Origin of the sequence: Uniformispora flossi (genome assembly GCF_049534875.1) — a bacterium.
Lineage (GTDB): Bacteria > Actinomycetota > Actinomycetes > Streptomycetales > Streptomycetaceae > Yinghuangia > Yinghuangia aomiensis.
Genome location: NZ_JBMULZ010000015.1, coordinates 40,334 through 63,455 on the forward strand (window position 1 = coordinate 40,334; position 23,122 = coordinate 63,455).

The window sequence follows — 23,122 nt, forward strand, 5'->3', positions numbered from 1 at the left end:
GCCAGGCACCGCCAATCACTCGATCGGCGCACCACTTGGTGACGATCCGTGACAAATGCGGCGAAGTCGTCGACAAAGCGTGAGGGCGGCGCCGGGCCTTGTCGGCCCGCACCGCCCTCGCTCACGCCGCGCCCTGTTCAGGCGGCGGCGACCACCTCGACCTGGTTGGCGGTCTTGACCTGGTTCGGCGCGCCGGCACCCGCCAGGCGGTCGCCCGGCACGCGCTCGCTCTGCGCCGAGCCCACCGGCTCGAGCACCGGACGGGACGTCAGACCTTCGTTGTGCGCCAGCTCGGCGAGCGCGAGTTCGTCGCTCACCTCGCGCAGCACGATCGACATGCGCACGTCCAACGCCTCGCAGATGGCGGAGAGCAGTTCGGACGACGCTTCCTTCTGGCCGCGCTCGACCTCCGAGAGGTACCCGAGCGAGACCCGGGCCGCCGACGACACCTCGCGCAGGGTGCGGCCCTGGCGCTGGCGCTGCCGACGCAGCACGTCACCCAGTAGGCGACGAAGCAGAATCATCGGTCGCTCCCTCCTAGGACCGCGGCTGCAACGGACACAGCCCCACCGTACCCGGCCGATCCCGACTCCGTACCCGGTCTGACGTCCTGTTCACTGAGGGCGTGCAGCCTTGACATTCGGAGCGGCGTTTTACCACGTTCGTCCCGTACATTCCCCATCGACGGCACAACCCCCCTCTCAGCCCGTGCATTCCCGGGCCTGCTTCTGCGGCAGGCCGAGCAGCGTGCGCCGCAGCAGTTCCAACGCCCGCACCACGGTCAGCGCCCGGATCCGGTCCCGGTCGCCCCACAGTTGCGCGGTGTCCGAAGCCGTTCCGTCCGGGCCCGCGACCGCGATGTGGATCTCGCCGACCGGGCGCCCGTCCTGGGGATCCGGGCCGGCCACTCCGGTCGTGGCCACCCCGTACGTACCCGACAGGAGGGATCGCACACCCTCGGCCATTTCCCGTGCCACGCGCGGGTGTACGGCGCCCTCGGCGGCCAGCAGTCCGGCGTCGACGCCGAGCACCGACTGCTTCACATCGGTCGCGTACGCGGTCACCGAGCCGCGGAACACCGCGGAGACGCCCGGCACCGTCACCATCGTCGAGGCGAGCAGCCCGCCGGTGAGGGATTCCGCCGCGGCGAGCGTCGCGCCGCGCTTCGCCAGCAGCCGCGCGACGACGGCCACCAGGGTCTCGTCGCCTTCGGCGTAGACGCAGTCGCCGAGCAGTTCGTAGGCGCGCATCGCGGCCGCGTCGACGGCCTCGCCGCCGCCCGGACCGGTGGAGGTGAGCTTCACGCGCGTCTCACCCGGCTCCGCGAGGTAGGCGACCTCGACCGCGCCGGCCTCGGCGACCTGCTTCTCCAACGGTTCGAGGTACTGCGCGACGACGCCTTCGCCGACGCCCACGGTGCGCAGCACGCGCTGGGCGCGCGGGGCGGGCGAGCCGGAGCGGCGCAGCAGGTCGGGCAGGACCTGGTCGCCGACCATCGCGGCCATTTCGTGCGGGACGCCCGGCGTCGCGTAGACGGCGGTGCCGCGGATGTCGATCGCCAGGCCGGGCGCGCTGCCGCGGTCGTTGGGCAGCACCCGGCCGCCTTCCGGGACGTCGGCCTGCTGGAGGCCGAGCCCGGTGAGGGTGCGGTTGCTGTCCCGGTAGCGGTCGCGCAGCCACTGTTCGACATCGGGGTCGCGGTGGAGCGGGACCTCGGCGACCCGGGCCACGGCCTCGCGGGTGCGGTCGTCGGAGGTGGGGCCGAGTCCGCCGGTGATCAGCACCGCGTCGGCGCGGCCGACGGCGATGCGCAGCACGTCGACGAGGCTGTCGAGGCCGTCGCCGACCGTCGAGATACCGGTGACGTGGATCCCGGCGTCGGTGAGCATCTGCCCGAGCACGGTCGCGTTGGTGTTGACGACGTCGCCGATGAGGAGTTCGTCGCCGACCGCGACGAGTTCGATGTCCACGCGTGCCCCCTGGTGCTCGTGGTCTGCTCGTGGTGTGGGCTAGTCGGTGCGCCGGGCGTCAGCGGGTTCACGGCCGTCGGTGCCGGGGGCCGCGTCGTGCCGGTCCCCGTCCGCTTCGCCGCCGGTGTCGCCCGGGTCGTCGGTTTCCGTGTCGGTGTCGGTGTCGGTGTCGGTGTCGGTGTCGGTGTCGGTGTCGGTGTCGGTGTCGGTGTCGGTGTCGGTGTCGGTGTCGGTGTCGCCTGTGCCGTCGCCGTCGGTGCCGTCCGTGCTGCCGTCCGTGCCGTCGTTGCCGCCGCGCATCGCCTTGACGACGTAGTCGAGGCCGGTCACCACGGTCGCGATGACCGCGACCGCCATGACCCACGCGCGGAAGGACGCGAGCGGGCCGGTGATGACCAGGACGTACATCCCGATGGCGGTGCCCTGGAGCAGCGTCTTGAGCTTGCCCCCGCGGCTCGCCGGAATCACCCCGCGTTTGATCACCCAGAACCGCATGAGGGTGATGCCGATTTCGCGGAACAGCACGATGCCGGTGACCCACCACGGCAGGTCGCCGAGCGCCGACAGGCCGATGAGGGCGGCGCCCATGAGCGCCTTGTCGGCGATCGGGTCGACGAGTTTGCCGAAGTCGGTGACCAGGCCGTGGCGGCGGGCGAGCATGCCGTCGAAGCGGTCGCTGATGCTGGCGATGGCGAAGGCCGCCCAGGCCCATGCGCGCCACACGGGGTCATGGCCGCCGTCCTGCACCAGCAGCCACACGAACAGCGGGACTATCGCGATGCGCAGCATGGTCAGCCCGTTGGCGGCGTTCCACACGCTGACCGATGTCGTCGGGTCGCCCAGCCGGTCCGGCTTGGGCGGGTGGTTGGCGGCCGCGGTGCGGACCGCTTCGGCCGGGTGGGCGGCGGCGGCGCGCATCGCCTCGGCGCGGTGCGCGGCGGCGATCCGCATGGCCTCCGCGCGCTGGGCGGCCGCGGCGCGCGCGGCTTCGGCGCGCTGCGCGGACTTCTGCGCCGCGTTGCGCGCGGCGTCCGACGGGCGGCGGCGGGCGGGCGGCGTCGGGTCTTCGGTCACCGGACCGGTCCCGCGGCGGCCGCGGCACCGGCCGCGGCCCGGTCGGAGGCGTCCGCCACGAGGTCCGCGTACAGGTCCACGCCCTCGCTGCCGACCACGATCGCCGGAACGATCGTGCCGACTTCCAGACCCTGGCCGCGGACCACGGTCAGGCCGTCGATCTCCGGCGCCTGGTGGGCCGCGCGCCCTTCCGCGGTGACGGTGCCGTCGTCGGCGATGTCGACGATCTCCTCGACGAGGACGTCGACGCGGGTGCCGATCCGCTCCTCGGCGCGCTGCGCGGTGAGTTCCTCGGCGAGGCGGCTGACGCGTTCGAGGCGTTCGGCGATGACGTCGTCGGGCAGCTTGCCGTCGTAGCCGGCGGCTTCGGTGCCTTCTTCGTCGGAGTAGCCGAACACGCCGATCGCGTCGAGGCGGGCCGCGGTGAGGAACCGCACGAGTTCCTCGACGTCGTCCTCGGTCTCGCCGGGGAAGCCGACGATGAAGTTCGAGCGGGCGCCGGCCTCGGGGGCCTTGGCGCGGACCTGGTCGAGCAGGCCGAGGAACGCCTCGCGGGAGCCGAAGCGGCGCATCCGGCGCAGTACCGGCTCGCTGGCGTGCTGGAACGACAGGTCGAAGTACGGGGTGACGCCGTCGGTCCCGGTGAGCACGTCGATGAGGCCGGGGCGCATCTCGGCGGGCTGGAGGTAGTTGACCCGGACCCGGTCGAGGCCGTCGATGGAAGCGAGTTCGGGCAGCAGGGCTTCGAGGAGCCGGATGTCGCCGAGGTCCTTGCCGTACGACGTGGAGTTCTCGCTGACCAAAACGATTTCCCGGACGCCTTCGGCGGCGAGCCAGCGGGCTTCGCCGACCAGGTCGGTGGGGCGGCGGGAGAGGAACGAGCCGCGGAACGACGGGATCGCGCAGAACGAGCAGCGCCGGTCGCAGCCGGACGCGAGCTTGACGGACGCGACCGGGCCGTCGCCGAGGCGGCGGCGCAGCGGGCGCGGGCCGGACGCGGGGGCGACGCCCTCGGGCAGGTCGGCGGGCACGCTCGCGGTCTCGTCGCCGCCGTGGCCGGGGACCGCGACGTCGGCGGCCTGGCGTTCGACCGGGCTGAGCGGGAGCAGCGTGCGGCGGTCGCGGGGCACGTGCGAGGTGTGCTTCTCGCCGGCGAGGATGCCGCGGAGGCGGGCGGCGATGTCCTGGTAGTCGTCGAAGCCGAGGACGGCGTCGGCCTCGGGCAGCGCACCGGCGAGCTGGTCGCCGTAGCGCTCGGCCATGCAGCCGACCGCGACGACGGCCTGGGTCAGGCCCTCTTTCTTGAGGTCGGCGGCTTCCAGCACGGTGTCGATGGAGTCCTTCTTGGCGGACTCGACGAAACCGCACGTGTTGACGAGGACGACGGAAGCGTCGGCGGCGTCTTCGGTGAGCCGCCAGCCGTCGGCTTCCAGTCGGCCCGCCAGCTCTTCGGAGTCGACCTCGTTGCGGGCGCAGCCGAGGGTGACCAGCGCCACGGTGCGGCCGCCGCCCGCGGTCACGGGCGCGGCGGTGCTGCCGGCTTCGGCGGTTTCCGGGATACGGACGGCGGGATCGGCCGCGGCCGTCGGCGCGGAACCGGCAGGCGCGGACTCGGGGCGGGGGGCGGGCATGCCGGAAAGCCTACGTCAGGACACGGCCCGGACCGGACGCGGGAACCGGTTGCACTCGAACGAGCACCCGGATCCCCGCCCGGGCGGCGGCGGTTTCCGGGACGTCGCCCCCGGCTGTCCGGGTTTCCGGTCCCCCGGCTTCCCGGTTTCCGCTTCCGACTTCCGGCCGCCGGGTTCCGTCTCCCGGCTCTTCCGAGCCCTCCGGCTCCGGGCTTCCCCGGTCTCCTGCTCCGGGCTTCCCCGGCCTCCCGGTTCACCCCGCCCTGTCGGGCCGGGCGGGGCCTCAGCCCTGCTGCGGGTCGCCCGGCTTGAAGGAGAGCCGGACCACGGAGTTCTTGGTGCTGGCCGGGCCGAGGTCCTTGCCGTTGACGTTGAGGCGGACGCCGTCGGCGTTGCCGATGACCAGCTTCAGCTCGGTCGGGTCGACGAATTCCTTGCTGGCGCCCTTCTCCAGGTTGCCTTCGAAGTAGACCTGCTTGCCGGTGGTGTCGGTGGCGCGCACCCAGCTCTTGCCGGCCACCGCGTCGAGCCGGACCTTGACCTGCGGCGGGGCCTGCGCGACGACGGAGCTGGGCGGCGCGGCGGGCACCGGGGCGGCCTGCGGGGCGGTGGGCTGCGCGGGGCCGGTCGGGGACGGCGCGGCGACCGGCTTGTCGTCGTCGCCCTTGCCGTCGACGAGGTGGAAGACCACGAAGGAGAGCACCACGACGACGGCGGCGGCCATGGCGGCCGTCCAGTTGGGCGTCAACCGCCGTTCGGGCTTGATGCGTTCCGGTTCGAAAATGACCGTGGGGCTCGGGGCCGGGGTGACGCCGTGCGCCTGGTCGAACTCGGCGACCAGCGGCTCGGGGTCGATCCCGACCGCGCGGGCGATCGTGCGGATGTGGCCGCGTGCGTAGAAGTCGCCGCCGCAGCCCGCGAAGTCGTCGTGCTCGATGCCTTCCACGATCGGCTGTCTGATACGAGTGGCCTCGCTTACCTGGTCGACGGTGAGCCCCGCCTTGGTGCGGGCGTGGGCAAGGGTCTGACCGATGGACACGAGTGCGCCTCCGAGCGTACGGACACGAGACGGGAGTCACAGGAGTCTAAGGCGCGGCCGGATCGGCGTGTTCCCCTGCCGAACCCCGGCGCGCGGCGCCGAGATTCGGACAGATCGCGAACGCGATGCAAACCGTCACCAGTGAATCAGGTTGCGACCGGATTTCCGATCAGACTTGCCTATTCCCCGCGGATTGTTGACAACACCTGATCAAGTTCATCCGGCTTGATGAGGACGTCGCGTGCCTTGGACCCTTCGCTCGGGCCGACAATGCCGCGCGACTCCATGAGGTCCATCAGCCGTCCCGCCTTCGCGAACCCGACGCGCAGCTTGCGCTGCAGCATCGACGTCGACCCGAACTGCGTGGACACCACCAGCTCGGCGGCCTGGCACAGCAGATCGAGATCGTCGCCGATCTCCTCGTCGATCTGCTTCTTCTGTCCACCGGACGCGGCCACGTCCTCGCGGTACTCCGGCTGCAGCTGTTCCTTGCAGTGCCGGACGACCGCTTCGACCTCCGCCTCGGTGACGAATGCGCCCTGCATCCGGACGGGCTTGTTCGCCCCCATCGGCAGGAACAGCCCGTCGCCTTTGCCGATGAGCTTCTCGGCACCCGGCTGGTCGAGGATGACGCGGCTGTCCGCCAGCGAACTGGTCGCGAACGCCAGCCGCGACGGCACGTTGGCCTTGATCAGACCGGTCACCACGTCCACGCTCGGCCGCTGGGTGGCCAGCACCAGGTGGATGCCCGCGGCGCGCGCGAGCTGCGTGATGCGCACGATCGAGTCCTCGACGTCGCGCGGCGCCACCATCATCAGGTCGGCCAGCTCGTCGACGATCACCAACAGGTACGGGTACGGCGCGAGTTCCCGCTCGCTCCCGGGCGGCGTCGTCAGCTTGCCGGTGCGCAGCGCCTTGTTGAAGTCGTCGACGTGCCGGTAGCCGAAGTTGGCGAGGTCGTCGTACCGCATGTCCATCTCACGGACGACCCACTGCAACGCCTCGGCGGCCCGCTTCGGGTTGGTGATGATCGGCGTGATCAGGTGCGGGATGCCCTCGTACGCGGTCAGCTCGACGCGTTTGGGGTCGACGAGCACCAGCCGCACCTCGTCGGGGGTGGCGCGCATCATGATCGACGTGATCAGGCCGTTGATGCAGCTCGACTTGCCCGCGCCGGTGGCGCCGGCGACGAGGATGTGCGGCATCTTGGCGAGGTTCGCGACGACGAACCCACCCTCGACGTCCTTGCCGAGGGCGACCAGCATCGGGTGCTGGTCGGAGACCGCCTCGTCGGCCCGCAGGACGTCGCCGAGGTTGACCATCTCGCGGTCCGCGTTAGGGATCTCGATGCCGACCGCGGACTTGCCCGGGATCGGGCTGATGATCCGCACGTCGGGGCTGGCGACCGCGTACGCGATGTTCTTCGCCAGCGCGGTGATCCGCTCGACCTTGACCGCGGGACCCAGCTCGATCACGTAGCGGGTGACCGTCGGGCCGCGGGTGAAGCCGGTGACCCGCGCGTCCACGTTGAACTGCTCGAACACGTGGCTGAGCGCGGCGACCACGTCGTCGTTCGCCTGGCTGCGCGCCTTGCCCGGCCCGCCGCGCTTGAGCAGGTCGCTCGCCGGCAGGTGGTAGGTGATGTCGCCGGACAGCCTGAGCTGCTCGCTGCGCGGCGGCAGGGGGTTGGCGGGCGGCGCGCTGCGGGTCTCGTCCACGACCGCCGGGGCGGCCTTGCGGGTGCGCGCGCCGGGGACCGGCAGCGCGGTGCCGTCGAGTGCGGCGGCCGCGGCGGCGGCGACCTCGATCGGGTCGGAGCCGGACTTGCGGCCGCGCGGGCGCGGCGCGGCGGGGGCTTCCTTGGCCGGGGCTGCGGGGGCGCGCCTGCGCTTCGGCGGCGGGGTCTCCTCGGGCACGTCGTCGTCGTAGTCGTCGGCGTAGTCGTCCGGATAGTCGTCGTACGGCTCGTCGTCGGGGTAGTCCCCGCCCGGGAAGCCGAGGTAGGTGCGCAGCCGGTCGGACACCGCGGCGACCGGGGTGGCGGTGACGACGAGCAGGCCGAAGAACACCACGATCAGCAGAAGCGGTATGGCCGCCCACTTCGTGACCGCGTCGACCAGCGGGCCGGCGAACGCGTACCCGACGAGGCCGCCGCCGCCGCGCATGGCGGTCGCGCCGTCCGACGGGTGCGGTGTCCCGGAGCCGATGTGGATCATGCCGAGGACGCCGACCACGAGGGCGACGCTGCCGATGACGATGCGGCCGGTCGCGTCGCCTTGGTCGGGGTGCCGGATGACCCGGACCGCGAGCGCGGCGACGAGGAACGGCACGAGCACGTCCAGTCGGCCTACCGAGCCCGCCACCACGGCGGTCACCGCGTCGCCGACCGGGCCCTGGACGTCACCCCACGCGGCCGCGGCGACCACGATCGACAGCCCGAGCAGGGCCAGGCCGACGCCGTCGCGGCGGTGTTCGGGGTGGATGCCGCGGGCGCCGTGGCCGATGCTGCGGAACACGCCGCCGACGGCGTGCGCGAGGCCGAGCCACACGCCTTTGACCACGCGGAAAACGATGTCGCCGATGCGTTCGAAGATGCCGGGCGGGGGCGGCGGAGGCGGAGGTGCGGGCGCGGCTTTCTTCGCCGGAGCCTTCTTCTTCGCGGCGCCGCCGGTCCGGGCGCCGCCGCCGGACGTACGCGTGGCCATAGGGGTGAGGTTACCCGGCGGACCCGCGTGTCTCACGTGTCACTCGGAACTCGGCCGCACGTGTCGTTCACCGCATTCGCCAGGGCACGCGCCACCGCTTCCGTCACGGTGGTTTTACGGGGGTTGCAGAACGGCTCCGGCGGCCGTCCCGGCGTTACGCCTCCGGAGGGCGCCGGGCCGCGGGCGGAGCCGGCGGGCGGGTTTCCGCGGCCGGGCCGGGGTGCCCGGCGGGTGCCGGGACGAGGGCGTCGAGGGCCGCGCGGAGCCGGGCGATCTTGCCGAGGACGCCGTTCGCGGTGGCCGCGAGCGCCGGGTCGTCGGACATCTCGACCTGCTTGGCGAGGTCGTCGGCGCTCTCCTCGAGGCTGCCGAGCCGGGCGAACAGCTCGCCGAGCATGTCGCCGGCGCGGTTCTCCCCCGCGCCCGCGTCGATGCGGCCGCGCAGCAGGGCGGCCTGCTCGCGCAGCTGGCAGTTCTTGTTGTACAGGTCGACGAAGACGGCGACCTTGGCGCGCAGCACCCACGGGTCGAACGGCTTGGAGATGTAGTCGACCGCGCCCGCCGCGTAGCCGCGGAAGGTGTGGTGCGGGCCGTGGTTGATCGCGGTGAGGAAGATGATCGGGATGTCGCGGGTCTTCTCGCGGCGCTTGATGTGCGCGGCGGTCTCGAAGCCGTCCATGCCGGGCATCTGCACGTCCAGCAGGATGACCGCGAAGTCGTCGCTGAGCAGCGCCTTCAGGGCTTCCTCGCCGGAGTGGGCGCGCACGAGGGTCTGGTCGAGTGCGGACAGGATCGCCTCGAGGGCGAGCAGGTTCTCCTGACGGTCATCGACCAGGAGGATCTTGGCCTTCTCCGTCATGGCCCACCCTCTTCGATCCGGCGACCCGGGCATGCCCGCGTCCCGGTCGGCTCCGCTCGTCTCTGGATCAGTGCTCTGCCGCTTCGTGTCCGTACCCGGCCGGGTCCCGGTGCGTCCCGGTCATGCTAGTGCTCCGGACGGACCGGGGCAGGCAGTTCCCGAACCGCCGGTCGCGTGGTGTGACCACCGACGCACGTACGGTACCGACAGCCCTGTGTCGCACCCTCCCACGGATCCAACGGAACCGACAGCCCCGGAGTTCCCGCGAATCCGGCAATCCCGGGGCCGGACCGGGCATTTCCCGCAGTGGACGGCGACGGCCGACCGGCGGGGCCGCGGAGCCGGTCCGCGGCCCCGCCGGGCGCCGGGTGTGGAGTCGCTCACTCCTCCAGCCAGGTGCGGATCAGGCTGAGGAGATGTCCGGTGTCGACCGGCTTGGCCACGTAGTCCGACATGCCGGACGCGATGCTCTTGTCGCGGTCGCCCTTCATGGCCTTCGCGGTGAGGGCGATGATCGGCAGGCCGACGTACTGGGGCATGCGGCGGATGGCGGCGGTCGTGGCGTAGCCGTCCATTTCCGGCATCATCACGTCCATGAGGACGATCGCGATGTCGTCCTGGGCCTGGAGCTTCTCGATGCCCTCGCGGCCGTTCTCGGCGTAGCTGACCACCAGGCCGTACTGCTCGAGGACGCTGGTCAGGGCGAAGACGTTGCGCACGTCGTCGTCGACGATCAGCACCTTCTCGCCCTGGAAGCGGCCTTCGAAGGGCCGCGCTGCGGGCGCCGGGCGCGGCGGCCGGGTGTCCTCGCGGGCGGCGTCGGCGACGAAGTCGGCCAGCGCGTCCGGGGTGGACACCCGGTGCAGGGCACCGATGCGCCGCCGGTAGCCGCGCAGCCGGGCCGCTTCGGAACGGGTGGGCCGCATCGGCACGTGCACCACCACGGGCACGTCCTGGAGGTCGGCGCGGCCGGCGAGGACGTCGAGCAGCCGCCAGGCGCCTTCGTCGGCGAGGCGGACGTCGACGACGATGCAGGCCGGGTGGAACAGATCGAGGGCGTCGACGGCGGCGTCGGGGGTCGGCGCCGTGGCCACCTCGACAAGGTCGCCGAGCCCGGCGAGCGTGGTGACGATCGGTCCGCCGTCGGCCTGCGGCTCCTCCACCGCGAGGACGCGGCGCAGCGGGGCGGCGGCCTGCGCGGTGGCTTCCGGGCGGTCGGGCGCGGCGGACGGCGCCTGCGCGGGCAGCAGCGCGAGCGGGCCGGTCTCGCCGGGGAGGGCGAGCGGGGCTCCGGCCTGGGCGGGCTCGTCGTCGGCGAGCATGCTGTCGAGCGGCACGTACAGGGTGAACGTGCTGCCGCGGCCGGGTTCGCTGACCGCGTGGATCTCGCCGCCGAGGAGCCAGGCGATCTCGCGGCTGATGGACAGGCCGAGGCCGGTGCCGCCGTAGCGCCTGCTGGTGGTGCCGTCGGCCTGCTGGAACGCCTCGAAGATGACCTTGAGCTTTTCCTCGGCGATGCCGATGCCGGTGTCGACGACGGAGAAGGCGATGGCCTGGTCGGCGTCGTCGAGGTCGCCGACGGCGGGCGGGATGTCGTCGGTGAGCCGGATGACGACTTCCACGGAGCCGGTGTCGGTGAACTTGACGGCGTTGGACAGCAGGTTGCGCAGGACCTGCTGGAGGCGCTGTTCGTCGGTGTAGAGGGTGGCCGGGACTTCGGGCGAGACGTGGACGGTGAAGTCCAGGCCCTTCTCGGCGGTGAGCGGCCGGATGGTGGCCTCGACGTAGTCCATGAGCTGGACGAGGGCGATCCGCGCGGGGCGGACGTCCATCTTGCCCGCCTGCACCTTCGACAGGTCGAGGATGTCGTTGATGAGCTGGAGCAGGTCGGATCCGGCGGCGTGGATGGTCTCGGCGAACTCGACCTGCTTGCGGGTCAGGTTGCCGTCGACGTTGTCGGCCAGCAGCTTGGCGAGGATGAGGAGGCTGTTGAGCGGGGTCCGCAGTTCGTGCGACATGTTCGCGAGGAACTCGGACTTGTAGCGGGACGACAGGGCGAGCTGTTCGGCGCGTTCTTCGAGGGCCTTGCGGGCCTGTTCGATCTCGCTGTTCTTGATCTCGATGTCGCGGTTCTGCCGGGCGAGCAGCGCGGCCTTGTCTTCGAGTTCGGCGTTGGAGTTGCGCAGTTCGCCTTGCTGCCGCTGGAGTTCCTCGGAGCGTTCCTGGAGTTCCTCGGTCAGCCGCTGCGACTCGGCGAGCAGCATCTCGGTGCGGGAGTTCGCCATGATCGTGTTGACCGTGACGCCGATCTGCTCGTTGAGCTGTTCGAGGAAGTTGCGGTGCACCGAGGTGAACGGGCTGAACGAGGCCAGTTCGAGGACGCCGAGCAGCTGGTCTTCGAAGAGCACCGGCAGCACGACGACGTTGACCGGCGGGGCCTCGCCGAGGCCGGACGAGATCTTGATGTAGCCCGGCGGCGCGTGTTCGACGACGATCGACCGCTTCTCCAGCGCGGCTTGGCCGACCAGCGACTGGCCGAGGCGGAACCGGGTCGGGGCCCCGCCGTTCTGGTAGCCGTAGCTGGCGATGAGCCGCAGTTCGACGTGGTCTTCGTGGGTGAGTTCGGCGAGGAAGAACGCGCCGTGCTGGGCGGAGACCACGGGGGTCAGTTCGCTCATGATGAGCGCGGCGACCGCCATCAGGTCGCGGCGGCCCTGCATGAGGCCGGAGATGCGGGCCAGGTTGGTCTTGAGCCAGTCCTGTTCGCGGTTGGCCAGGGTGGTCTCGCCGAGGTTGGCGATCATCTGGTTGATGTTGTCGCGGAGTTCGAGGATCTCGCCGCGGGCGTCGACGTCGATCTGCAGCGTCAGGTCGCCGCGCGTCACCGCGGTGGCGACCTCGGCGATCGCGCGGACCTGCCGGGTCAGGTTGCCGGCCAGCTCGTTCACGTTCTCGGTGAGCTGCTTCCAGGTGCCGGAGACGCCTTCCACCTCGGCTTGGCCGCCGAGGATGCCGTCGGTGCCCACTTCCCGTGCCACGCGGGTGACTTCCCCGGCGAACGCGGACAGCTGGTCGACCATCGTGTTGATGGTGGTCTTGAGTTCGAGGATCTCGCCACGCGCGTCGACGTCGATCTTGCGGGTCAGGTCGCCGAGCGCGACCGCGGTGGTCACCTCGGCGATGCTGCGGACCTGGCCGGTCAGGTTGTCGGCCATCGAGTTGACGTTGTCGGTGAGGTCCTTCCACGTGCCGGACACGCCCGGGACGTGCGCCTGGCCGCCCAGGCGGCCTTCGGTGCCCACGTCGCGCGCCACGCGGGTCACTTCGTCGGCGAAGGCGCGCAGCGTGTCGACCATCGTGTTGATGGTCGTCTTGAGCTGGAGCACCTCGCCCTGGGCGTCCACGGTGATCTTCTGCGACAGGTCGCCGGACGCGACCGCGGAGGACACCTGCGCGATGTTGCGGACCTGCCCGGTGAGGTTGGCCGCCATCGAGTTGACGTTGTCGGTGAGGTCCTTCCACGTGCCCGACACGCCGCGGACGCGGGCCTGGCCGCCGAGGATGCCCTCGGTGCCCACCTCGCGGGCCACGCGCGTGACCTCGTCGGCGAAGGCGGACAGCTGGTCGACCATCGTGTTGATGGTGTCCTTGAGTTCGAGGATCTCGCCGCGGGCGTCGACGGTGATCTTCTGGGTGAGGTCGCCGCCCGCGACCGCGGTGGTCACCTCGGCGATGCTGCGCACCTGGCCGGTGAGGTTGCCCGCCATGACGTTGACGGACTCGGTGAGGTCGCGCCACGTGCCGGACACGCCCTTGACGTCGGCTTGCCCGCCGAGGCGGCCTTCGGTGCCCACCTCGCGGGCCACGCGCGTGACTTCCTGCGCGAAGCCGGACAGCTGGTCGACCATCGTGTTGATGGTCGTCTTGAGTTCGAGGATCTCGCCGCGGGCGTCCACGGAGATCTTCTGCGACAGGTCGCCCTTGGCGACCGCGGTGGCGACCTGGGCGATGCTGCGCACCTGGCCCGTCAGGTTGCCCGCCATGAAGTTCACCGAGTACGTCAGGTCGCGCCACACGCCGCCCAGGCCGAGCACCTGGGCCTGCCCGCCGAGGATGCCTTCGGTGCCCACCTCGCGGGCCACGCGGGTCACTTCGGAGGCGAACGCCGAGAGCTGGTCGACCATCGTGTTCACGGTGGTCTTGAGTTCGAGGATCTCGCCGCGGGCGTCGACGGTGATGGTCTTCGACAGGTCGCCGCGCGCCACTGCCGTGGTGACGTCGGCGATGTTGCGGACCTGCGCGGTCAGGTTGCCCGCCATGAAGTTCACGGAGTCGGTCAGGTCGAGCCACACGCCGGCGACGCCGGGCACCACGCGCGCTTGCCCGCCCAGGCGGCCTTCGCTGCCCACTTCCCGCGCCACGCGCGTGACTTCGCTGGCGAACGCGGACAGCTGGTCGACCATGGTGTTGACGGTGTTCTTCAGTTCCAGCATCTCGCCGGAGACGTCCACCGTGATCTTCTGCGACAGGTCGCCGCGCGCGACGGCCGTCGACACCTGGGCGATGTTGCGGACCTGGCCGGTCAGGTTGCTCGCCATCAGGTTGACGGAGTCGGTCAGGTCCTTCCACGTGCCCGCGACGCCCGGCACCGCGGCTTGGCCGCCGAGCGTGCCGTCGCTGCCCACCTCGCGCGCCACCCGCGTCACTTCGGACGCGAAGCCGGACAACTGGTCGACCATGGTGTTGACGGTGTTCTTCAGTTCCAGCATCTCGCCGGAGACGTCCACCGTGATCTTCTGCGACAGGTCGCCGCGCGCGACCGCGGTCGTCACCTGCGCGATGTCCCGGACCTGCGCGGTCAGGTTGTAGAAGGCGGTGTTCACCGAGTCGGTGAGGTCCTTCCACGTGCCCGACACGCCGTCCACGCGCGCCTGCCCGCCCAGACGGCCCTCGAAGCCGACTTCACTCGCCACACGCGTCACTTCGGAAGCGAACGTGCGCAGCGTGCCCGTCATCGAGTTGATCGTCTCGGCGAGCTGCGCCATTTCGCCGCGCGCCGACACGGTGATGGTCTGCGTCAGGTCGCCGTACGCGACCGCGGTGGTCACCTGGGCGATGTCCCGGACCTGCGCCGTCAGATTGCCCGCCATGACGTTGACGGAGTCCGTCAGGTCCTTCCAGGTACCCGACACGCCTTCGACGCGCGCCTGGCCGCCCAGACGGCCTTCCGTGCCCACCTCGCGCGCCACCCGGGTGACTTCCTGCGCGAACCCGGACAGCTGGTCGACCATCGTGTTCACGGTGTTCTTCAAGGCGAGCATCTCGCCCTCGACCTCGACGGTCACCTTGCGCGACAGGTCGCCTTTCGCGACCGCCGTCGTCACCAGCGCGATGTCGCGGACCTGCGCGGTCAGCCGGCTGGCCATCGTGTTGACGGAGTCGGTGAGGTCCTTCCAGCTACCCGACACGCCGCGGACCTGCGCCTGACCGCCGAGCTTGCCTTCGGTGCCGACCTCGCGCGCCACCCGGGTCACCTCGTCGGCGAACGCGGACAGCTGGTCGACGAGCCCGTTGACGGTGCGGCCCATCTTGTTGAACTCGCCGCGCAGCGGCTGCCCGGACATCCGCTGGTCGAGCCGCTGCGACAGGTCGCCCTCGGCGACCGCGGACAGAATCCGGTTGATCTCGGTGATCGGCCGGACGAGGTCCTCGACGAGCGCGTTCGCCGCGTCGATGCCGGCCGCCCACGACCCCTCGCCGGGGCCGGGATGCAAGCGCTCCCCGAGCTTGCCGTCCCGGCCCATCACGCGGCGCACCCGGGCCAGCTCGCCGGCCAGATGCTGGTTGCGGTCCTGGACGTCGTTGAAGACCGCGGCGATCTCGCTCATCACGCCGTTGCCGGAGACCGTCAGCCGGCGTCGGAAGTTGCCGTCGCGCACCGCGGTCAAAGCCGCGAGCAGCATCCGCAGCTCCCGCTCGTCGTCCCGGTCGCGACGGGCGCGCGCGCCGCCGGACCCGGCCTTGCTCGCCGTCTTCGCCATGCTGAGATTCCTCCACCGGACTCCGCCGGACACCGACCTCGGCACCCGCCCCGGTCCGGTCGGCCGCCGGGCGTGTGTGCCGCCCTCCGGCTGCCGGCCGCGGCGTGCGCCGCCTGCTATCGGCAGTCTTCCACCATCGCGCGGAGCGCAAGGCCGACTCCGCAGGTCGGACCGGCCGATACCGTGCGTGGCGGCGCGGTGGCGGGCGTACGCCGGCGCGTCAATGTTCACCAAGGAGCTGCGCCCCCGCCAAAGGGACGCGGTAGTGTGCGGAGCTGCCGCGGGACCGTCCCGTGGCAGGGCGGCCGCGCCGGAAACACCGAGGTGGCCGAGACGTACGTCACATATGCAGGCCGGATTGGACGGGGCTTCCGGCGGCGCATGAATCAGACGTAGCCGCCCGATCGCCCTTCGATTACACGTACGGGAGCAGCAAGGCCGCGCCACCGCAACCACCGCACGACGCAGGATGCGGGAGTGTATGGACCCGGAAGCCGAGATGGTCGTCACCGCGAAAGTGAGTGCCACGTTCGCCCCTGAGGGCCGATCCGTGGCCGCCGCCCGATCCTTCGTGCGCCAAACGCTCACCGAATGGGACGCCTCCGGCGTCGTGGACGATGCGGTGCTGCTGGTCAGCGAGCTGGTCACCAACGCGATCGTGCACGCCGGGACGGCGACCGAGGTGTCGTGCGTCCGCTACGACGACGCGGTGCAGATCGAAGTCGTCGACCGCTATCCCACCCGTGAACTGCCCACGCCCGTCGGCGCCTTCGATGCGGACGACGAGAGCGGGCGCGGTTTGTTCCTGTCCGCGTCGATCGCGTCGGCGTGGGGCGTCGAGTACACCAAGAGCGTCAAGCAGGTGTGGTTCCGCCTCGACCTGCCCGACGGCGGGTCGGCGACGAGCCTGGCCGGGCCTACGCTGCCCACCCATGTGCTCCCCGGCACCGACACGCCGGTGCGGGTGGCGGTGGTGCATGCCGACGCCAACCAGCGCGTCACGCACTGGAACGTGGACGCAGCCGACCTGTTCGGCCGGCCCGCTGTCGAAGCGGTCGGCATGCGGCTCTCGCAGTTGGTCGACTGGCCGCATACGCCGGAAAGTTCCGAGAACGACATGCCGTTCGCGGCGATGCTGGAACTATCGCGCTGGCAAGGCATGTACGACATCCGGCATGCCGAAGGCCGGCCCGTGCGGGTGTTCGCCTCGCATGTGCGGCTGCGCGACGCGTCGGACAATCCCTCGCTCGTGCTGCTCGCGGTCCCGGCCCGGGCCCGCGCGGTGCTGGAGAACCGGGCGGCCGCGGCGGCAGGGCGGACTCCCGTACCGCCGCCCACGGACAGCGAATGGGACGGTCTCGAAGGCCACAACCGCCCCGGCCTCGACGAACTGCTCCAGCGCGCGATCGAACGCGCCCGCGATCTCCTGGACGGCGACGCGGCGTTCGTGCTGATCGCCACCGACGACGAAAGCGAAATGGAAGTCCGCGCGACGACCGGCCTTGCGGGGGCGCTGCATCAGCGGCATGCCCGCGTGCCGGTGGCGGGGTCCGCGGGCCGGTTCGGCACGGCACGCATGCCCGCGGTGCACCATGACGCGGAAGGGGTGCGGGAGGCCGTCCCGGTGCTCGGGGAGAGCCTCATGCAGTCGGCGGTGACCGCGCCGCTCAAGGTCGAGGGCCGCCTGACCGGAACGCTCGGCGTGGCGTCCGAACGCCGCGCCCGGTTCGACAACGACGACGCGGCGAGGCTGCAGCGCGCCGCCGACCGGATCTCGCTGTCGGTGGAGAGCGCCCGCCTGTCCGAACTCGAACGGGTGCGCCGCGGCTCGCTGTCGTTCCTCGCCGAAGCATCGGACCTGCTCGCGGGAACGCTCGACCCCGAGATGACGCTCGCGATGGTCGCGCAGATCGTGGTGCCGCGACTGGCCACGTGGTGCGCCGTCCACACGCTGGCGGAAGGCCACGAGCCGGCACTGAGCTGCGTCTGGCACACGGACGAGACCCGGATCGACGACCTCCGCGCGCTGCTCGACCGCGCGGAACGGCCGCGGGCCCACCCGACGGTCGGGGCGCGGCCGTGGCGAGGTCTGCGTGTATTGGACACCGAGACGACGGTCGGGCACGAGGATTTGGTGGCGGGTGACGCGGTCACGCTGCCGTTGGTGGCGCGCGGACGCGGCATCGGCATGCTGACCCTCGGCAACGTCGCAGGCGAACGCTTCCGCCGCGAGACCCTGGAACTCGCCGAAGACCTGTCCCGGCGCGCGGCATTGGCGATGGACAACGCCCGCCTGTACTCCGAGCGCACCGCCACGAGCCAGGCCCTGCAACGCAGCCTCCTGCCGCCGGAACTGCCGCGGGTGCCGGGCCTCGACGTCGAGGTGGTGTACCAGGCCTCCGGCGAGAGCAACGAAGTCGGCGGCGACTTCTACGACTTGTTCACCATCGGCCCGGACCTGTGGGGCTTCGCCATCGGCGACGTCTGCGGCACGGGCCCGGAGGCGGCGGCCGTCACGGGCTTGGCACGGCAGGCACTGCGCCTGCTCGCCCGGGAAGGCATGCCCGTTCCGGCGGTATTGCAGCGGCTGAACGCGGCGATTCTCGACGAGGGACCGCGCAGCCGGTTCCTGACCCTGCTCCACGGGCACATCACGCACCGCCCGGAGGGCGGCATCCGCCTCACCCTGGTCTCGGCAGGCCACCCGCTGCCGCTGCGGCTGACCCCGGACGGACACGTCGAACAGGTGGCGACGCCGCAGCCGCTGCTCGGCGTCCTCGACGAACTGGACTTGGTCGCCGAGACCGTCGACCTCGAGCCGGGCGACGTCCTGCTGTGCGTCACCGACGGGGTGACGGAACGGCGCGAGGGGCCCCGGATGCTGGGCGAGGACGGGCTGATGACCGTCCTCGCGGCCTGCAAGGGCCTGACGGCGGGAGCGGTGGCGGCCCGGATCCACCGGGCGGTGGAGACGTTCGCGGCGGAGCCTGCTCGGGACGACATGGCGATTCTGGTGTTGCGGGTGGGGGAGGCGGCGGGGTTGTAGGGGGTGGGTTGCTGGGGTTGCGCCCCCGCCCCGCCCTGGCTGCAGTTTTGGTCTGACATCACGGCGTGTTGAGCATCTTTTTTGCTACGCCCGGGGGCGGATCGGCGGGCGGTCAGGGGCGCGGCCTGTGGCACCGACTGACCCAAAGCCGGGCAATCTCCTCTTTCTTCGGGACATCTCCTGGGCGCCCGCTCCCCCACATGCCGCACCTCTTGTCGGATGATCCGACGGCTCCGGACCCTGCGCCAACTCGCCCTAGCGTCAGCCGTGTTCTCGAAGACCCGCTTCGGGACACGGCCCTCCAGGAGGAGTCATGCGCAGCGCTACCAAGACCACCCGAGTCCGCGGCCGCGTCGCGGGCCGCGGTCGGACCCGCCGACGCGCGGCCGCGGTGCTGATCTCCGGCGCGGTCGCGGTCGGCGCCGGCCTCGCCGGACCGGCCGCACCCGCGGCCGTGGCGGCGGCACCGGTCTGCAACCACATCGACAAGAACGACCGCCCGCTGCTGAACGAGAGTTCGCACGGCGACGCGGTCGCGCAGGCACAGTGCCTCATCGGCACCCGTTCCGGCTACAGCACCAAGCTCGACGTCTCCGGGATGTACGGTCCCGAGACCACGGCGGCGGTGCGCTGGGTGCAGAAGTGCAACCAGGTCGCGGAATCGGGGGAAACCGACGAGGCCACGTGGAAGGTGCTGTACCGCGCCAAGAAGGGCTGCGGGAAGCCGCGTTCGTCGGGAGAGGCGGAGCCGGGGCAGCCGGGCAAGCCCGACAAGCCCGGGAAGCCGGCCGGGGACAAGCCGGCGAAGCCCGGGAAACCGTCGGGCCCCGGAAAGCCCGGGAAGCCGGCCGAGTCCGGCAAGCCCGCCAAGCCCGCGAAGCCTCCGAAGCCCGCCCATGCGGCGGAACGTGCCCGGAGCGCCGACGGGGTCACGCAGCTCGGGACCGCTCAGGAAGTACCGCCCGGCGAGCACGCGTACACCCCGGTCTGATGAAAACACCACTGGGCACGGGCTGTGGACGGCGGAGGGCACCGCCGTCCACGGCGCCCCACACTGAGCGCATGGTTCACGATCCGGCACTGGCGGCCCTGCTGTCCGCGCCGTTCACCCTGGCCATGGCGGCGGACCGCGGGATCACCCGTTCCGCGGTCCGCCGCCGGCTGGAGGACGGCGATCTCCGGCGGGTGACCCACGGCGTCTACGTCGGCGCCCATGTCCCCGACACGCTCGCGCTGCGCGCCGCCGCGACCGTGCTCGCGATCGGCCACGGGGCGATCGCGTGCGGGCGAACGGCGGCCTGGCTATGGGGTGTTCCCACGGGTCCGGCGGTGGTGGCGCGCCGCCGTCCCGTGGAGATCGCCGTGCCCCCGGGTGTCGCCGTGCCACGCCGCCAAGGCTGCCGGGCACGCTCGGCGGCCTGGCGACCCGACGAGGTCGCGTGGGTGGCGGGCATCCCCGCCACCAACCCACTGCGCACGGCGGTGGACATCGCCCGACACGACGACCACGCCACCGCGGTCACGGTCCTGGACGGCATGCTCCACCGCGGGCGCCTCACCCACCGACAACTCGAGGAGGCAGTCACGCATTACAGCTCACGCACCGGCGGTCCCGGCCTGGCCACGGCTGTCGCCGCGGCGAACGCAGCCGCCGCGTCGTGGGTCGAGACGACGATCCGGCTCGCCTTGGCCGACGCGGGCGTGCCCGCGCCCGTACCCGGTTGGACCCTGCAGTCGGCATGGGGCCGGGTCATGCTCAGGTTCGCTTTCGCGTGGCCGGAGTTCCGGCTGGCCGTGGACATGACGGGGCCGACACGGCCGACACTGCCGACACTGCCGACACCGGGTTATGGCGTCATCGTGGAGCCCAGTCGCACTCCGGAGCCGAGACCGGTCATCGGGCGTGATTCCGGCCCGGCACCACGCGTCGGCCGCGGTTCCGGGCCCGTGCGGGTTGCCGAACGGGAGTCCGGATGGGTGCCGCTCGTCGGCCGCGGTGCGTCACGGCCACTGCGGGTTGCGGAGCACGATTCCGGCCCGCTTCCGGCCATGGGCCGAGCGGCTTGGCCGGTGCCGGCAGACCGTGTTCCCGGCCCGGTGCCGGGCGTCGGCCGAGCAGCTGGGCTACTGCCGGGGGCCGACCACGTTCGCGGCCCGGTGCCGGCCATCAGCCACGCGTCGGGCCCGTTCCCGGTAGCCGGTCGACCGGCATCGGCCACGCACGTGCCCAGGAACGCGGCCGCACAGCCGGCGCAGCCGCCGACACCGCAGCGTGCGACGCCGGCCCTGGCATCACCACGCCGCCGCAACGTCTCCGGCAGCCCGTGGCTGGTCCTGGAATGCGACGCGGCCGTCGTGGCTGCGGACCCGGCGGCACTCGTCGCCGTCATCCGCCGCGAACTCGACGCACGCGGCGAGCGTCGGCCTGCGGCCGCCTGACCACTGCCGCGGCGTCGCCACCTGCTGCCGCCCAGCGCCCGTCGGCTGCCTCAAGGGCAAGGGGCATCCAGGCGATCGGGCCGGTCACGAACTCGGCACCGTGCCGCGGGCCGGCTCGGCAGGCCGCTCAGCGTTCCGGGTGCCGGGCTCGGCCGACCAGAGCACGCGTTGCTGTTCCGGCGCACCCGCCTAGCGGAACGTGTACGCCGCCCAGACGGACCAGCGTACGAAGACCGCCACAGGCATCTCCGGCACCGACGTTCCGAGCTTCTTCCGTGGGCCGATCCCGAGAGCCGGCAGGCGACGCTGGCGAACTCCGGGAACCTCCGCAGCGCCGAAGCCGCGAGTGAGCCCGCGGCCACGTTCACCGTGCCGCCGGAGAAGCGCCGGCAGCGCCGAACTGTTCCTCGTCGCGGGCGCCACCCACGTCGATCCCCACGTCGACCCGTACGACCGCAACCACTATGTGGCTCCGGCGGTCGCCAAGCTGATCGCGTTCTTCCCGAAGCACCTCGTCTGAGGGAGGTGCGGCGAGGGGCGGGGGTGGGGCCCCGGAGTCCGCCGCGGCTTGTTCTCTTCCGCAGCAGCCTCCGGCCCCCCACCCCCGACCTCCTAAGGCATCAGACCTCAGACCTCCACGACCACCGGCAGGATCATCGGCCGGCGCCGGAAGGTGTCGCTGACCCACTTGCCCACGACCCGGCGCACCTGCTGCTGCAGCTGGTACGGGTCCGCCACGCCGTCCGCGGCGGCGCGGGTGAGGACGTCCTCGATGCGCGGGATCACGTCGTCGAACTTGGCGTCGTCGATGCCCGACCCGCGTGCCGTGATCTGGGGCCCGCCGACGACCTTCCCGGTCGACGAGTCGACGACCAGGAACACCGACACGAAGCCCTCGTCGCCGAGAATCCGCCGGTCCTTCAGCGACGACTCGGTGACGTCGCCGACCGACAGGCCGTCCACGTACACGTACCCGGCCTGAACCTTGCCGGTGATCCGCGCGACACCGTCGACGAGGTCCACGACCACGCCGTCCTCGGCGATGACGATCCGGTCGCGCCGGACTCCGGTGGCCGCCGCCAGATCGGCGGACGCCCGCAGGTGCCGCCACTCGCCGTGCACCGGCATGAAGTTGCGCGGCTTCGTGAGGTTGAAGAAGTACAGCAGCTCGCCCGCCGACGCGTGGCCGGACACGTGCACCTTGGCGTTGCCCTTGTGCACGACGTTCGCGCCCCACCGGGTCAGCCCGTTGATGACCCGGTAGACCGCGGTCTCGTTGCCCGGGATCAGCGACGACGCCAGCACCACGGTGTCGCCCTCGACGATGCGGATCTGCTGGTGGTCGCGGTTCGCCATGCGCGACAGCGCCGCCATCGGCTCGCCCTGCGATCCCGTGCAGACCAGCACGACCTCGTCGGGCCGCAGATCGTCGAGCGTCTTGACGTCCACGATCAGCCCCGCCGGCACCTTCAGGTACCCCAGCTCCCGCGCCACGCCCATGTTGCGCACCATCGACCGCCCGACGAAGGCGACCTTGCGCTCATAGGCGTACGCGGTGTCCAGCACCTGCTGGATGCGGTGCACGTGGCTGGCGAAGCTGGCCACGATGATCCGCTGGTCGGCGTCCGCGAACACCCGGTCGAGGACGCCGGCGATGTCGCGCTCCGGCGGCACGAACCCGGGGACTTCGGCGTTCGTCGAGTCCGCGAGCAGCAGGTCGATGCCCTCGGTGCCCAGGCGGGCGAACGCGGGAAGGTCGGTCAGCCGGCCGTCGAGCGGCAGCTGGTCCATCTTGAAGTCGCCGGTGTGGACGACCATGCCCGCGGGGGTGCGGATCGCGACGGCGAGCGCGTCCGGGATGGAGTGGTTGACCGCGATGAACTCGCAGTCGAAGGGGCCCAGCCGTTCGCGGTCGCCTTCGCCGACCTCGAGCGTGTACGGGCGGATGCGGTGCTCGTTGAGTTTGGCCTCGATGAGCGCGAGCGTCAGCTTCGACCCGATGAGCGGGATGTCGGCCTTCTCGCGCAGCAAGTACGGCACGGCGCCGATGTGGTCCTCGTGCGCGTGCGTGAGCACGATCGCCTCGATATCGTCCAGCCGGTCCCGGATCGCGGTGAAGTCCGGCAGGATGAGATCGATGCCGGGCTGCTCCTCTTCGGGGAAGAGGACCCCGCAGTCGACGATCAGCAGCCGCCCGGCGTACTCGAAGACCGTCATGTTCCGGCCGATCTCGCCGAGACCGCCGAGCGGGATGACGCGAAGTCCGCCCTCGGGCAGTTCCGGGGGCGGTCCGAGTTCCGGATGCGGATGACTCAAGT

The 23,122-nt window shown here is 71.7% G+C and carries 13 protein-coding genes; 4 read left to right on the plus strand and 9 right to left on the minus strand.

What is annotated here, in order from left to right; translation table 11 throughout:
- Window positions 1-137: 137 nt before the first annotated feature.
- From ACPA54_RS27830 to ACPA54_RS27865, 8 genes are all read right to left on the minus strand, one after another.
- The gene (locus ACPA54_RS27830) at window positions 138-524 is read right to left on the minus strand and encodes a helix-turn-helix domain-containing protein (protein WP_345679351.1); all 387 of its coding nucleotides are present in this window, start codon (window positions 522-524) and stop codon (window positions 138-140) included.
- A gap of 177 nt (window positions 525-701) precedes the next feature.
- The gene (locus tag ACPA54_RS27835) at window positions 702-1,970 is read right to left on the minus strand and encodes a CinA family nicotinamide mononucleotide deamidase-related protein (RefSeq protein ID WP_423534134.1); all 1,269 of its coding nucleotides are present in this window, start codon (window positions 1,968-1,970) and stop codon (window positions 702-704) included.
- 39 nt (window positions 1,971-2,009) lie between these two features.
- Entirely contained in the window at window positions 2,010-2,759 is a 750-nt protein-coding gene (gene pgsA, locus ACPA54_RS27840; protein ID WP_423534250.1) for a CDP-diacylglycerol--glycerol-3-phosphate 3-phosphatidyltransferase, read from the minus strand.
- A 281-nt stretch (window positions 2,760-3,040) separates the two neighbouring features.
- Window positions 3,041-4,675, minus strand: a complete 1,635-nt coding sequence (gene rimO / locus ACPA54_RS27845; RefSeq protein ID WP_423534135.1) for a 30S ribosomal protein S12 methylthiotransferase RimO — start codon at window positions 4,673-4,675, stop codon at window positions 3,041-3,043.
- A 283-nt stretch (window positions 4,676-4,958) separates the two neighbouring features.
- Window positions 4,959-5,714: a helix-turn-helix domain-containing protein gene (locus ACPA54_RS27850; protein ID WP_423534136.1), complete on the minus strand. Its 756-nt coding sequence runs from the start codon at window positions 5,712-5,714 to the stop codon at window positions 4,959-4,961.
- Between the two features lie 179 nt (window positions 5,715-5,893).
- Complete coding sequence (locus tag ACPA54_RS27855; protein ID WP_423534137.1) at window positions 5,894-8,419, minus strand: FtsK/SpoIIIE family DNA translocase; 2,526 nt, start codon at window positions 8,417-8,419, stop codon at window positions 5,894-5,896.
- A 154-nt stretch (window positions 8,420-8,573) separates the two neighbouring features.
- Window positions 8,574-9,278 (minus strand): response regulator, encoded by a 705-nt coding sequence (locus ACPA54_RS27860; protein WP_423534138.1) that lies wholly within the window; start codon window positions 9,276-9,278, stop codon window positions 8,574-8,576.
- 380 nt (window positions 9,279-9,658) lie between these two features.
- Entirely contained in the window at window positions 9,659-15,319 is a 5,661-nt protein-coding gene (locus tag ACPA54_RS27865) for a HAMP domain-containing protein (protein ID WP_423534139.1), read from the minus strand.
- Window positions 15,320-15,800: 481 nt separating this feature from the next.
- Between ACPA54_RS27865 and ACPA54_RS27870 the strand changes: the two genes are divergently transcribed.
- The 4 genes from ACPA54_RS27870 to ACPA54_RS27885 all read left to right on the plus strand — a co-directional run bounded on the left by ACPA54_RS27870 (window position 15,801) and on the right by ACPA54_RS27885 (window position 21,324).
- A complete protein-coding gene (locus ACPA54_RS27870) occupies window positions 15,801-18,365 on the plus strand; it encodes a SpoIIE family protein phosphatase (protein WP_423534140.1) in 2,565 nt (854 codons plus the stop codon).
- A gap of 313 nt (window positions 18,366-18,678) precedes the next feature.
- A complete protein-coding gene (locus tag ACPA54_RS27875; protein ID WP_423534141.1) occupies window positions 18,679-19,356 on the plus strand; it encodes a peptidoglycan-binding domain-containing protein in 678 nt (225 codons plus the stop codon).
- Window positions 19,357-19,427: 71 nt separating this feature from the next.
- The gene (locus ACPA54_RS27880; RefSeq protein WP_423534142.1) at window positions 19,428-20,804 is read left to right on the plus strand and encodes a type IV toxin-antitoxin system AbiEi family antitoxin domain-containing protein; all 1,377 of its coding nucleotides are present in this window, start codon (window positions 19,428-19,430) and stop codon (window positions 20,802-20,804) included.
- A 346-nt stretch (window positions 20,805-21,150) separates the two neighbouring features.
- Complete coding sequence (locus tag ACPA54_RS27885) at window positions 21,151-21,324, plus strand: hypothetical protein (RefSeq protein WP_423534143.1); 174 nt, start codon at window positions 21,151-21,153, stop codon at window positions 21,322-21,324.
- Window positions 21,325-21,431: 107 nt separating this feature from the next.
- Here ACPA54_RS27885 and ACPA54_RS27890 read toward each other — a convergent pair whose 3' ends face one another.
- Entirely contained in the window at window positions 21,432-23,120 is a 1,689-nt protein-coding gene (locus ACPA54_RS27890) for a ribonuclease J (RefSeq protein ID WP_423534144.1), read from the minus strand.
- Window positions 23,121-23,122 lie beyond the last annotated feature (2 nt).

Excerpts from the sequence above, each read along its gene's own strand:
- ACPA54_RS27870 (WP_423534140.1), top strand. The coding sequence starts at position 15,801 with ATGGACCCGGAAGCCGAGATGGTCGTCACCGCGAAAGTGAGTGCCACG.
- pgsA (WP_423534250.1), bottom strand. The coding sequence starts at position 2,759 with ATGCTGCGCATCGCGATAGTCCCGCTGTTCGTGTGGCTGCTGGTGCAG.
- rimO (WP_423534135.1), bottom strand. The coding sequence starts at position 4,675 with ATGCCCGCCCCCCGCCCCGAGTCCGCGCCTGCCGGTTCCGCGCCGACG.
- ACPA54_RS27880 (WP_423534142.1), top strand. The coding sequence starts at position 19,428 with ATGGTTCACGATCCGGCACTGGCGGCCCTGCTGTCCGCGCCGTTCACC.
- ACPA54_RS27830 (WP_345679351.1), bottom strand. The coding sequence starts at position 524 with ATGATTCTGCTTCGTCGCCTACTGGGTGACGTGCTGCGTCGGCAGCGC.
- ACPA54_RS27860 (WP_423534138.1), bottom strand. The coding sequence starts at position 9,278 with ATGACGGAGAAGGCCAAGATCCTCCTGGTCGATGACCGTCAGGAGAAC.
- ACPA54_RS27875 (WP_423534141.1), top strand. The coding sequence starts at position 18,679 with ATGCGCAGCGCTACCAAGACCACCCGAGTCCGCGGCCGCGTCGCGGGC.
- ACPA54_RS27865 (WP_423534139.1), bottom strand. The coding sequence starts at position 15,319 with ATGGCGAAGACGGCGAGCAAGGCCGGGTCCGGCGGCGCGCGCGCCCGT.
- ACPA54_RS27855 (WP_423534137.1), bottom strand. The coding sequence starts at position 8,419 with ATGGCCACGCGTACGTCCGGCGGCGGCGCCCGGACCGGCGGCGCCGCG.